Here is a 14063-nt window from a genome sequence, read left to right on the forward strand (position 1 = left end):
AGACAACATCAACTTAAACCTCCCCAAAAAAGTAAGTAACTTAAATAACAGACATAAAGAAAAAATTGCCGAAAAAAGCAGAGGAGCTAGGAGACACCCAGCAAAAGTTAATAACCAATATAACAATTGGACTACCAATAAAAGGCGCCTTAGGCCAAAGTGTTTACACTTTGTGGGCCTATCAGGAAAAGCAAGCAGCGCTTGCCTTTTTTGCTGTCTAAGAATGGCAAAAATGGAACGAATGCCTAACTAGGCGAGCCCTAATAGGTTGCTGTATTAAAATACTTTATTGCAGCAAATAGGTTTTTGCTTAACCGCACATTGCGCAGAGCAATGCCGCAAGAGAAGATAACAACTGAATCCTTATACAATCCCTCAGAAAAATTTTCCAAAAGAAAGGGCGCTGCATGCTGGAATTAATCAGTAAAACAGCACCCTTATGCTTTGACTAAAAAGACCTAGACCCACGTTTTGTAAACGCCTTGGATCGAAGCCCGCTTTTTACTTATAGGTACCTATCAAAGCGCGCTACTTTTTCGCCTTATTAAAACGGCGCTGATACATGCCGCCATTTACCCGCTTCGCAGCATCAACCATTGGCTGATATGGTACATCGGTGATACCCACAAAACCCACATTGTAGTTTTCACCGTCAAACGAACGCCCAGTAATCGGCGAGTCAATGTATTGGAACCAATGCGCCCCAACAAAGTATGGATTATCAATTACCGAGTTTAAGTAATCTTCGAACATCTCGCCGCGCTCGGTTTGGTCGTTAGCCGTCACCAAACCTGCGTGAAAGAAACCTTCTTTAACGCCAATATGAAACTCACCAATAATGCTTGGCATATCTACTTCGGCCAAAAACTTCCAAGGTTCTGGGTGTAGCCCTTCTTTGTAGTAGTTGTAACTTACAACATCCACATGTTTTGCTGCGGCTCTTACCACCTCTGGATTACAGCCCCAATCAGCAAATCGAGCTCCCAAATACAAGTGATTAGGTAATTGAGCCTTAAGCGACTCGTTTACCACTTTGAAGTATTCGCTGGCGTACAACTCTAATAACATGGAGTAGTCACTAAGCTGTGCTTCGTTATGGGCTAAATCACTAACGCCACCAGCTACAGCTTGCCAAGATTCAATCTTAGTCCCCCAAGCTTGGTTAAGCTGTTCTACAGTGCCGTACTTGTCTTTTAAGGCTTGAGTGAATACTGCCTTAGTTGGGCTCTCCTCATCGCTGCGACCTAGAGTATGGATCGCAATACCATAATGGCCATTAATGGTGCCCATTCGGCCCCAGCTTTTCTCATTATCAATGAAAATACCCACACACCATGGTGAACCTTGCATTTCGGCTTTAACTTGGCTTACGGTTGCTTCGGCGCGCTCTCTAAATACCGGGTCGAAAGGATCTGGCAGTGGCGCCCAAAAGTCATCGCCACTAGTCACTGTTTTAAAGTCACCAATAATCCAGCCATTGGCGAAATAAGGAATTTTATCGTTACAGTAAAATTCTGGAGCAGTCCAATTACCTAAACAAGAAAAGCCCCAGTTAAGCATGCGGTCCATGGTAACTTCACGCCACTTGCCCATGTAATCGGCGTCATCTTGACCGTACTTGCGCTGTAGATTTGCCGAGTAAAAACTAAAGATCTCGCCGCGATCAACTGGCCCTTCAAACAGTTCACGCATATAGCTGTAATGCTCAGCTAACGGGTCGTCGTAGCTAGGCAACCAATCGAAAAAGTCTCGGCGAGTTTGGTTAGCAACATGGGCTGAATCAAAGGCTTCTTGGCAAATTTCGAGCTTTTCTTTAGAGTCTTCAGGTGTTACATCGTCATCGCTACGCGCAGCCACTTTTGAGTGGTCGTAATCAATACCGGTAATGGTAAATGAGTTTGCTAGGCGAATAATATCGAGGCCGGTAGCAAAGTATGGGTAGCCATCTGGGTCAACTAACGACCATTTTCCGTCGATTTTTTCGGTACGGAAAAAGCCAGTTGCCTCTAGCTGCGGGCCACCAGTGTAACCACTAAAGCGCGAACGCTGGGGCATAGCGCCTTGCTCTAAGGCTTTAAGCTCTTTGGCTGTAACCGCCAATAACTCTTCTTCAGAATGTACTTTTTCCGCGGTTTCTACTAAAGCATTTTGACCAAACTTATCTAAACAACCTTTAAGAAAATCGGGATTACATTCCGGGGTGAAAATCACTCTAAAGTTATCTAACACCAACTGATGATCAATCAAAGTACCGTGAATGCTTAATTCAATTTTGGCAACGGCACTTAAATCGATGTTCATCTCGCCCCACATCCACGTTGCATAGTGAAATGGCGTATCCCAGGCTGCAGGGTTAGAGCGAAAACCCGATTCATAGTTAAGCCCACCCTTTAAAAACTCACCCTTAAGCTCGTTTAAATAAGTTTTGCAAGAGCCACCCGCCACGTTAATGCTGCGGCTATGCATTTGCCCTTGTTTGTCGAAGATATTGATGAAAATCTGTGTTGAACGACGACCTAAGTTTGTGACGTCAAATGCAAAACTAAAGTTAGGAAGCGCACTCCAATCAAAAGGCTGCTCAGGCTCGATAAAAATTGAGGTGTAAAAGTTTTCTTTGCTATGTGTAGTAACTTTTAAGGCTTGCGAACCAGTAGTAATGCCGTTGCCTTCACTTACCAATTCTGCGTCCACGTTGCTAAAACTAAAAGCCTTAGGAATTTGCTCAGCAAAATCATAAATCAAAATTGATTGCTCATGCTCAGATATAGTTTTAGCTGAGTCAGCCCTTAAGCGCGTTTCCATTATGTATCCTCAAATGATTAGCGTCCTGATAGCCATGGCAGAGTCTAGGCAATATAACTAAGCCATAGAGAAAACTTAACTAACAAACCTTAAGTATTAAACTTTCTAGCTGCCAAGCGACGCGTTAAAACAGAAAAATATCTAAGGGTAATAATGACTTCAGCCAAACAAATGTCAACCAATTCAAATTATTGGAAAACCAATTTTTGCAAACTTGTGAACCATGCCTCGTGTTAGCCAAGCTTAAGCGTAAACGAAGTGCTAAGCCTTAATGCTTTAACCCTAAGTCAATAAAGGTATCACTATAGGGTTCGACTAGCACAACAGTCTATATTGCTGGGATTTTTTATGGTGAAGTAAACAGTAGCGCGCAGGTTAACTGGCATTAATCAAGGAATATTAGTAGTGATGGGTGAAAGGCTAATAAGCGAGTAACAGCAAAAAAGAATCCACTTAGCCTTGGCTAAGTGGATTTAGTGCACTTACAAAGCACTAACAGGGATCTTAACCACCGCTTTGCGCACTTGGCGAGGTTCGGCTACCGCGCAAAGCGGACGATGCACTTCGTCTGGGTAAAACACTGCAAAGTCACCTTTGCCAAGCTTAACCATTTGCTCATTGCTCGCTTGCTCAAAAAACGCCACATCATTTTCAAGTTCGGTTAAGGCTAAAGCTTCTTCGGCTAGTTCGTGGGTATAGCCAATTTGCTCTTCACCGTCTAACAGGATTTGAATATCTAAATGCTGTTTGTGAATTTCTGCTTTACGCTTAGCAAATTCTTCAGTTCCTGGCGACATTAGTAATACAAATACACCATCACCTGAAAGCTCATATCTACCGTCTTCTTTCTCAGCAGCTAAAGCCATCGCTTCATCAATCCAAGTAACAAAGGATGGATTTACATATTTTACTAAAGAGAGCTTATTCACGTTTCCAAATAACATTGATTACTTCCTACTATTTAAGTTTATTTGTCATACTTTAAAACGTTTGATATTTACTACAAGCTCATTGTTGTGTTCTTCGAGTGAGATCACTTGTCCGTTCACATTTTTTGCATTATTTGCAATAGAACTAGCCAGGGTATTTAAGGTGGTAACATTTTCAGCAATGGTCTGAGTAACGCTGTTTTGTTGTTTAGCAGCTACCGCAACGTGCGTGTTCATTTGGTTAATGTTCTCAATGTGCTCGCAGATATCTTGTAAGGCTTGTGAAATAGACCCCGCCGCATTGTCCACCTCTTTACTCGATTGCAAACTTGCCCCCATAGAGCTAGCCGCATTTGAGGCATTGTCTTGCAGCGCGGCAACAATAGATTCAATTTCTTGGGTAGACTCTTGAGTTTTCTGGGCCAATGCTCTTACTTCATCGGCAACCACCGCAAACCCTCGCCCTTGCTCACCAGCTCGAGCTGCTTCAATTGCCGCGTTTAAGGCAAGTAGGTTGGTTTGTTCGGCGATGTTACGAATAACTTCCACTACAGAGCCAATCGCTGAGCTTGAATCAATTAACTTATCGATACGTGAAGAGGTATCGGTAATGCTTTGCGATAAGCGGGTAATGAGTTGACTGTTTTCGCGCACCAACTCTACACCAAGCAAGGTTTGCTCGCGGGCCGTTTGCGACTTCTCGGCGGTTTGCTCAGCGTTTACAAACACCTCTTCTGCAGAGGCACTCATTTCTTGCAGTGAAGTAGCCGCCTGCTCCATCTGATCTTGTTGCGATAAAGAGTCACGCTGAGATTCGCTAGAAGATGAACTTAACGAATGAGACACCGAGCTTACCTGCTCACTCACCGAACGAATGCTATTAAGCAGGTGCGATAGGTTGTCCATCAGTAAGTTGAAGTTGCTACTAAGTACACCAATCTCGTTATCGTTGTTCACTGGAATACGTCGGGTAAGGTCCCCGTCACCAGTGGCAATTTGGTGCAAAGAGTTTGCCACGTCGTTGATTGGAATTACCACCAGCTTACGCACGTAGAAAAACACGGCTGCAACCACAACCGCTAATACCAATATAATGTTGAGCATTACATTGGTTATTTCGCTGTTTAGCGTGGCAATCACACTGCTATCATCAAATTGCAGCTTTAAGGTACCAATAAAGTCCTCGCCACGTTGCAGCTCAATTAGATTGAAGTCTTGCTTTTGATTGGCAATGCTGGCCTGAGAAATAGCTTTACCACGCTGGTCCACTACTTCCACTGCATTTAGGATCGGGGATTGAACCAAAGCATCTACAATGGCTTGCGCTTGTTCAAAATCATAAACAAACACCGCTTCTATTAATGATGCTTTGGCCATCTCGGTAATGGCTTGTTGCTCTACTAAGTAGCCTTCAGCCAATTTGCTTTTGGTATTTAAGTAGCTAACGCCACCGCCTAATAACAGGCCTAGCAAACCAAATAGCAGTAATATAATAATTAGGGATTTACTCAAACTTGCTTTCACGTTTAGTCTCGCTTATGTCTATCTTTCTTGAATGTCCAACCACAACTCTTCGCGGTGCAAAGGTGCGTCTGCGGGCAGTAAAGGATTATCTATTTTTATTATTCGGCGCTCGGTAAGGCGCGCTGTTTCAAAGGTTTTTGAGATAAGGGGAGATTGATAAAATAGCTGGTTATAGCTGCCATCAGCAATGGCGGTTTCTAAGCCATCGTTAATCGCATCATATAAGGCGCGATTCTTAGGATTAACGTAGAGATACATCGCCATTGGGTAGACCAACAGAATGTCATCTTCTACGGCAAGGTTTACTTCCTTTTGGGTTTCTACCACTTCCCAGGCTTCGTGCACGGCTAAAGGTAGGTAGTCAAAACGCCCGCCATCTACCATGTAGAATAAGCTTTGCGCTTTAACCGGTTTAACTACTTCTAGTCCGGCATTTTCTAGGATTTCAGTATCGCCCCAAAAACGGCCTAAGCCTGCTTTTAAGCGCTTTAACGAGGCTAAACTAGACACGCCTTCAAAGGCTGCTTGATTACTTTTTTCAATAACAAAAACGCGGTGGCCCAATAATCCTTTAAAAATAGGGATCTTGATGGCTTTAAGCTGTTGCTGCATTGAGTTTGACGCACCAGCCCAAATCACACTCACCTGATCTTGTTTTACTTCTTCAACTAATCGAGCCTCACTGTAATAGGTATCGATGGGTTGAATTTTTTGCGAATAGTTACTTTTTTCAAATGCTAATTTAATCAAATCAACGACTAAGCGGTCGCGTTCGCCCAAAACCATGGGCGTTGTTACCTGTGCTAGAACGCTATTAGATAAGGTTAAACCGCAAAACAAAAAGAAGCTGGCAATGGTTATTTTTTTCATACTTTTTCTCTTACCAAAACGCTATCAATTGCTGTTAAAAACCTTGGTGGAATACCACGCTATTTTTTAAGTTAATAATCTGTTTAAGCACCACATCTTCTGGCGCGTCACGTTTGTATTCTTCGCTATTTTGATTTTCCATCACCAAGGTGAATACTTTGTATTCATGCAGGTTGGCGGCTTCAAGGTAAAAATCTAAGTCACTAGATTTAGAGAAGGAGTTAGTCACGGCGATGCTGTTAACGCCTTTTTCCATTAACTCAGCAACAGAGGCACGACAATACTCATCGGCATGCGGCTTAAGTTCTTCATTCCACTTGTTTTGACCATACTGGGCATAATAATCCCAGCAGGACACCACGTCTTTAGTGATGGTTTTTGCAAACTCGGTTTTACCGCTGCCAAATGACCCGCGGACAATATATAGATACTTCATATTTCTTCCTGAAAATAAAAAGGCCGCCTCACAATACAACTTAATTTACGAGGCGGCACAGTCCTTACACTTTACGACGTCTTAGTAAAAATACGCCGGCCAAACCTACTAGTGATAACCAACCTGCGCTACCGCCACCGCCAGTTACGCCACCCGTTGGTGGTGTTGGCGGATCAATTGGAGGATCTACTGGCTCACCTGGATCTGGCGCTTCTGGGCCAGAGTGGCTAACACCAATATTGGTACCGGTATACAACTCACCCGCTCTCGAAGCAGCTTCAGTAGCATTGCTTAAGCTAGAGCAGTCAGTGCCGTACATGCCACAGTTAAACTCACGCGCAGCATCTGTCATCAATGTATATGGCGTGTCAGTATTACTAACAAAACCAACGTTGTAGTTTTCGCCATCCCATGCACGACCCGTTAATGGTGAATCGATGTATTGGAACCAATGCGCACCTACAAAGTTTTTATGGGCATTTACTGATTCGTAGAAGCTAACCATTTTGTCTGCACGATCTTGTTGCGAGGTGGCATTTACTACACCTTCTGCAAACGAACCGCTATCAAGCGCACCGAAGTGGAACTCACCAATAATTACTGGCTTATCAATGGCTTCGATTTGACTTAAGGCATCGGCATCCCAATCGGCAGCAGCAATGCTGTCTTTGTAGATGTTGTAGCTCATTACATCAACAACAGCCGCAGCAGCACTTACTACTTCAGGAGTACGTCCCCAATCTGCAAAGCGAGAGCCCAAGTACAAGTGGTTTGGTAACTCAGCTTTTAATGCCGTGTTTACGGTGTTGAAGTATTGGAAAGCAAACTGCCAAGCAAGGAACTGCATATCAGCTTCCATGCCAGCCACATAAGCTAACTCTTGCGCTGGGCGCATCGCATCCCAAGACGCATAATCGGTTCCCCAGGCTGCGTTTAGGTCAGCAATGCCACCGGTATAACGCTGGTTCTCTAGGAACCAAATAAAGCTATTTTTGGCAGGGCTAGTTGTTGCATCAGTGCCGTCGGTATTGAACACCGCTAGCGTTTGCGCATAACGAGAGCCTTCAACATCAGTGACATTGCCCCAGCTCATTTCGTTATCAACAAAAATACCCACTAAGTACTCTTCGTTGCCTTCAACCTGAGCTTTGATCTCTGCAGCCATTGTGGCGGCATTAGTAGCAAAATTAGCATCCCACGGATCAGGAAGTGGTCCCCAGTAGCCGCTGCCAATTTGTTTAACTGGAAGACGATCGGCACCAGAGGTTGACCAACCATTTGCCACGTAAGGAACATCACCGTTTGCATACAAGGCTGGATCGGTCCAGTTACCTAAGGTGTTAAAGCCCCAGTCTTTCATACGCTTAACAGTAATGTCTCGCCATACGTCTTCGCTAGCGTGGCGGGTAATTAAGTTATTAGCGTAAAAACTTACAGCTTGGCCTTGAGAAACAGGTCCACTATGCACAGGACCATAGTTTTCATTTACATAATCACTTGGAATTTCTGTAAACATCGACTGACGAAGTGCAGACTCAGATTCGGCATCACTCGACACACCGGTCATGGTGTAAGTATCTTGCAGACGAATGTTATCAACACCGGTTGAGAAGAACGCATTACCAGCAGGGTCTACCAATTGCCAGTTACCATCAGCGTCTTTACAAGCGTTAAACGAGGCAGGCGTAGCTAGTACACAGTCTGTAGCTGGCGACGAATCTGGGTTACCACCGTACATATTGCGGTTGGTTAACTCACCCAAAGCAGCCATTTCCGGATCACTTAACTTAGCTAACTCTTCTTTGCTGGCAACTTTACCTGCATAAGTGACGAAGTTGTTTTGCCCCATAGCATCGGTCATTTCTGCATAGGCTGATTCGTGGTTAAGGTCTTTAATGACCCGCATGTTATCAAACACAAGTGTTTGGCTAGTCTCACCACTGGCTAATTCGCCAATGAAGTAACGAATCGCGGTAATTTGAGATTTGTCTAAGGCAACAAAATCACCCCAGCCGTTTTGAGCGCTCATTGGGTCAGCTGGAATATCACGTAAACCTAAAGTTGACACACGCTCATTTTGAGTAAGCAATGAAGGATTGTCATTTAAGCTGGTGTAAATGGTTTTCGATTCGCCAGCTTTAACCAATACGCCGCGAGTCGCAGTTTCACCTTGGCTATTTACATCTTCTATACGTGAGTACAACCAGATATTACTATCGCTAGTATTTGAAACGTCAACGGCGACTGCGGTTTGCTCACCTAGTTCAGCCCAATTCCAAGCACCTGCAAACACTAAAGCGTTCCAACCTGCAGTAAACTCGGCAGCCATTGCTGCAGCGCCTTTAGTCACAATCTCAGTAGTAGTTGAAACGTTTACCCCACCATCAGGTCGTAAGTAATCTGGAATTGTTTCAAAGTCTTCGATTTGCGCTAAGGTGGCTACAGGCGCGGTTTGTGTATTCACTGCACCATCACTTGGTGGCGGAGTGACTGCTTCGCCATCAACCATGATGTTGTCAAAGTACAATACTTGAGGATCGTTTTCAGAGAGCATGAACTGCACACCGATAACTTTATCTTTACTAAAGTTTTCGCCATGAGTTTGGAACTCGTTCCCGCCATTTAAGTTAAAGCTAAAGGTCTGCGTGGTATTAGCTGAAACCCTAAAGTAGTCCAATGAGGTTTGAGACTCATCTACCCAATCAGGAAGAATATCACTATCAATTAGCTTGATGGCAAAGGTAACGTCAGTGTCGTTAGGGTTAACAACATCTACTGACATAACATCTTCAGCACCCCAGTTCCAACTTCCCCAGTTCCAAACAACCATTGGTTTGAAAGCCGCGTCAAAAGACGCTTTAATCGATTGATTACCATCAGTAGCTTGTTCAGTTGAAACTTCAGAAGTGGCATCTCCAGACACTTCCAAAAATTCAGCATTGTTTTCAGAGCTGCTGTAGTCGGCTTCCTCAAAAGAGGTGACTAAGGTAGCAGCACTTAATGGCAATGCTAAGCTTGCAGCGATTGCTGCAGATAAAAATTTAATCTTCATATTTCCTGCCCATTCCTTGTACCTAGCAGATTGCACTCCCCACCTAACTGAGGAGTGCTAAATCGTTGTTGCGATTATTTTTTGTAACGAAGCATGTAAACGTCTTGGTTGAATTTCTTAGCGGCTTCAACCAGTGGAACGTATGGTGTATCAGTGATTGAAACAAAACCTACGTTGTAGTTTTCACCATCCCAAGCACGACCCGTTGTTGGAGAGTCAATGTATTGGAACCAGTGAGCACCTACGAAGTAAGGGTTGTCGGCAATACTGTTCATGTAGTTGGTGTATTTCTTAGCGCGATCTTGCTGGCTAGCTGCCGACACGATACCGCCGTGGAATAAGCCTGAGTCAGTTGAACCGAAGTGGAACTCACCAATAATGCTTGGCTTATCTAGCTCAGCTAACTTGCTCCAATCACCCTTTGAGTTAAGGTCTTCGGCGTACAAGTTGTAGCTCATCACGTCTACGTAAGGTGCAGCACCTTTGGCAATCTCAGGCGTAACACCCCAGTCTGCAAAGCGTGCGCCTAGATATAGGTGATTAGGCAGTACTTTCTTAAGCTCAGCACGAACCGTTGAGAAGTATTTAGCAGAAAGCATTTCTAGCATTTCGGCATAATCTTTCTTCATGTTTTTGCTTAAGCGAGAGCGGTGATCAAATGACTTCTCAAACTCTGCCCACGACGCAACTTTCACGCCCCAGCTAGTGTTTAGATCTTCAATGGCCCAGTACTTCTCTTTTAAGTGCTCGGTAAAGGATGCTTTAGCCGGGCTCTTCTTCATGTCGTAGCTAAGCGCATTAACCACCAAACCGTAGTGGTTTGCGTCGTTTTTGGTGTTACCCCAGCTAATCTCGTTGTCGACAAACACTCCCATCATCCATGGGTCATTTTTGTCTACTTCTGTCATTAGCTTTTTAGTCATCGCCTTAACACTATTTACAAACTCTGGGTCAAACGGATCGTGAATAGGACCCCAGTAGTCGTTACCAGTGCTAATGCGTGCGTGGTCGCCAAAAATCCAACCGTTTGCTACGTAAGCAACTTTTTTGTTGTCGTAGAACATTGGATCTGCCCAGTTACCTAGGGTTGTGAAGCCCCAATCAACCATGCGGTCTATGGTGATGTCTTTCCACACTTTTTCAGCTTCTGAGAAAGTACCGCCATATTTACGTTGCAAGTTAGCGCCGTAGAAACTAAATACTTCGCCTTTCTTAAGTGCCCCTGAATGCACCCAGTTTGCGTAGTCATAGTTCTCGGCTAATACATCGTCATCTTCTGGTAACCAAGTAAACATTGAACGGCGAACTTCAGAAGCCACTTCTTTACCGCTACGTTTGTCTTTGTCTGCAAAGTCGTGGCCAGTAATGGTTACTGTGTCGTCCATACGAATATTGTCGACACCGGTTGCGAAGAACAAGTTACCTTGTGGGTCTACTAACGACCACTTACCGTCTACTTTCTCTGTACGGAAGAAACCTGTGCCTTTCAGCTTCGGACCATCGGCCCAGCCACCATAGATGCTTCGACCTGGCATTTGGCTGGTCGATTTAAGCGACATTTTTGCCAGCTTACCCATGGTTTCTAGCTCTTCGTCTTCGCTAATTTTCTTCGGCCATTCAGAACCAGTAAACTGACCATATTGGTCAATCAAACCTTCATAACGGGTTGCATCTGCATCAATATTTGGAATAAGTCGAACACTCTTAATATTGAATTCTGCATCTTTAGTTGGGTTTTGCAGGTATAGCTGGAAAGATACAATGTTTGACGTATCTAAGCTTTTTTCACCCCAGCCATAACTAATCGCTTGCGCGTTGTAGGACTTTTTAGGTGGCTCGGCACGCATACCAGAAACGATTTGGTTGCCAGTTTGGCCTAGCGGCAAGTAGAAAGTACCATCATCACCAGGTGCTAGCGTTACGTAGCTAGACATACTGTCTACTACGCCGTTTGCAGTGCCGCCCCAATTTTCATTTTCTGCGTCATCAACGCGAACAAACAACTGCAAAGGTTCGTCTGTTTTACTTTCTAGATCAAACGCTAAGCTAAAATCACCGTACTCGCTCCAATCCCAAGGTTGTGGCGCTTTAAAAGTGATATTAGGGTAGGCGTTAGTCGCTGCTAATTTAACAGCTAACAAACCGCCCATGTCGGTTTTTAATTCGGTTACCGTTGCCGCTGCACTGCGGTCAAAAGCAACAAAGGTAGGTTGGCCTTCGTCAAAGCTAGTAATTGAAGCAACCGTTGGAATTGGACCACTTACCTTAACTTCTTGGCCAGAGGCTTCAATAAAGTCGCCGGTAGCATCCACTAAGTTAAAGTTATCGATAATGACTGTTTGTGCATCCATTGGACCTTGCACAAAGATTTGGAATTCTACAATGTTACGTAAGTTAATTTTCTCGCCACCCCAGTAGCCATCTAACTTACGTTTGGTGCCGTTAAATAACATCTCAACTGGCACTGTTTCACCAGCGGGTACATTAACCGCGTAGTTTAATTGGTTGTCGCCTGAGCCCATTACGCCCACGTTGTCAGCCAATTTTAGAATGATGTTTGCTGGGCTATCAGTTGGGTTGGTAATGTCTAGGCTTAAGCTGCCTTTCGCATTCCAGTTCCAAAAGCCAGAATCTGGGTGTACTTTAACATTTGGCCAGTACTTAAATTTGTTAGCCTCGGATACCGAATCAAAGTTTACTTTTAGCGCACTACTTCCGCTAGTAACACCTTGGTCGCTAACCACTTCGGCTTTAGCATGGTCTTTTTTAACTTTTTTGAAAAAAGCGGCAGATTCAAAATCTGGAATCGTTCCGCCTACATCTTCAACAGCGCCTTCGGCGTCGCTCGAGCTAGGAGTTGAGCCACATCCGTACACACCCAACAAAGTGAGCGATAACAGCGCAGCAATTTTATTTTTTGTAAATTTCATAACTTCTACCATTACGAGTGGGAGGCCCGTAAGCCTTGGCTTACGGGCTCTAGTGCTAAGTGGGTATAACTATGGGCGGCCTACCACCACGTTTCGAATTGTGCGCCAACTGTAGTAGCAGAGTTTTTACCCTTCTCTGTTACGTAAGGGTTGTGACGCCATTCCCAACTTGGGTTATCTACACCTTCACCATGGCGGTTGTTGTAAACCGTGGTTTGAGTATCAGATTGACCGTAAGTCACGAAGAAACGTAGTACTGGACGATCCCAGAAGGTGCCACCAATATGTACGTTTTGCGACAGAGTAACTTTGTAAGATGAGTTAGTACCGCTCTCGCCGTAACCTTCACGAGCATTTAGCTTGATTTGGTCGTAGCTCAATTCTAAATCAGTTGAGAAGCGATCATCCCAGATGTAAGTAGGACGAATGGTAATGTTGCCCCAATCAGACTTATCAATAGATACTAAGTTGCGTTTTAGCGCTTCGTCATCAAATTTCTGTCCTTCATATACCAATGCGTATTGAAGTCGGAATGAGTCACCTAGCTCTTGCATACCTTGGAAGAACGCACCAATCTGAGTTGATGGAGTATCTAACCAATCTTGAGTCATCGACTTACCAATGTCGCTGCTGTAACGAACGACAAATTCATTAAAGTCAGCCCATTGGCCTTGCTTAATTTGGAAACCAGCCTGGTAGCTATTTGGGTTCATATCTTTGGCAGTCATGCTGCCATTTTCGCTCAAGGTAGTATCAGAGCCTGCGTAGAAGCCATAATTAAAGAACAAGCCCGCAGCAATGTTGTCGGTAATTTTCATGCCATGTAAGCGTGTATTTACCGAGTGGTATCCACCGCGGTAACCCGAACGACCGCTGCTGTCACAAGCATAAGTTGGATCGTTGATTGAACAGAAGTCTTGACCGTAGCTATCGCCATTCTCTTGCTTGGTAATACCTAGGTTAAATTTAGCAAAACCAAAGTCCCAATCATCGATACCAGCACCTACGCCATCATTTTGCAGCATGTGATAATCAAGAATCTCAGCTTTGTAACGTTGGTAATAACGCTTACCCACCCAAATCACTGCACCAGGGTTTGATTTAAATACGCCTTGCCCAGCTACCCACCATTCGTCCAGATTGAATTTTTTCATATCTGTTGCAATGTTGGTTTTAATTACCCAATTCATGTCGTTTAGCACTAAGCCGTAATCGATATGGAATTCAGCAAAGTTACCTTCGTTACCTAAACGACCGGTTTGAGCATGTGGGTTACCAGCAGTTTCGATAATGTTAAAGCCGTTGTTGGCTAAATCTGAGCGTAAGCCCATTACTTTGTCAGTAGAAGTACCTGTACCACCGCGGCCGTAGCCCCAGAAGCGAGCACCTTCAACCACTTGTGCTCCTAAGTAATCTAAAGCTGCTTCTTGCGCATTAGCCATGCTGCAAGAGAGCGCTAAAGCGGATAGTGCAAAAATACGTGTTTTCATACGTTTACCTAACATCCTTATTTAAAAATA

At 44.2% G+C, this 14063-nt stretch carries 8 protein-coding genes; all 8 read right to left on the bottom strand.

Translation table 11 applies throughout. The features are described from left to right. Positions 1-528 precede the first annotated feature (528 nt). Positions 529-2802, bottom strand: coding sequence for a beta-galactosidase (locus tag K5609_RS17160; protein WP_221074698.1), 2274 nt, complete (start codon positions 2800-2802; stop codon positions 529-531). A 482-nt stretch (positions 2803-3284) separates the two neighbouring features. Beyond that, on the bottom strand, positions 3285-3746 hold the full coding sequence (locus K5609_RS17165) for a NanQ anomerase/TabA/YiaL family protein (protein ID WP_221074699.1): 462 nt from the start codon (positions 3744-3746) through the stop codon (positions 3285-3287). A gap of 30 nt (positions 3747-3776) precedes the next feature. Beyond that, on the bottom strand, positions 3777-5243 hold the full coding sequence (locus tag K5609_RS17170) for a methyl-accepting chemotaxis protein (RefSeq protein ID WP_221074700.1): 1467 nt from the start codon (positions 5241-5243) through the stop codon (positions 3777-3779). Positions 5244-5273: 30 nt separating this feature from the next. Further along, positions 5274-6125 (bottom strand): type 2 periplasmic-binding domain-containing protein, encoded by an 852-nt coding sequence (locus tag K5609_RS17175; RefSeq protein WP_221074701.1) that lies wholly within the window; start codon positions 6123-6125, stop codon positions 5274-5276. Between the two features lie 34 nt (positions 6126-6159). Then, the gene (locus K5609_RS17180) at positions 6160-6561 is read right to left on the bottom strand and encodes a hypothetical protein (RefSeq protein WP_221074702.1); all 402 of its coding nucleotides are present in this window, start codon (positions 6559-6561) and stop codon (positions 6160-6162) included. 64 nt (positions 6562-6625) lie between these two features. Further along, the gene (locus K5609_RS17185) at positions 6626-9613 is read right to left on the bottom strand and encodes a beta-agarase (protein ID WP_221074703.1); all 2988 of its coding nucleotides are present in this window, start codon (positions 9611-9613) and stop codon (positions 6626-6628) included. A 74-nt stretch (positions 9614-9687) separates the two neighbouring features. Beyond that, positions 9688-12543: a beta-galactosidase gene (locus K5609_RS17190; RefSeq protein ID WP_221074704.1), complete on the bottom strand. Its 2856-nt coding sequence runs from the start codon at positions 12541-12543 to the stop codon at positions 9688-9690. 80 nt (positions 12544-12623) lie between these two features. Continuing rightward, on the bottom strand, positions 12624-14033 hold the full coding sequence (locus K5609_RS17195) for a carbohydrate porin (RefSeq protein WP_221074705.1): 1410 nt from the start codon (positions 14031-14033) through the stop codon (positions 12624-12626). Between the last annotated feature and the right edge of the window lie 30 nt (positions 14034-14063).

The sequence above is a fragment of the Agarivorans aestuarii genome (assembly GCF_019670125.1).
Taxonomy (GTDB): domain Bacteria; phylum Pseudomonadota; class Gammaproteobacteria; order Enterobacterales; family Celerinatantimonadaceae; genus Agarivorans; species Agarivorans aestuarii.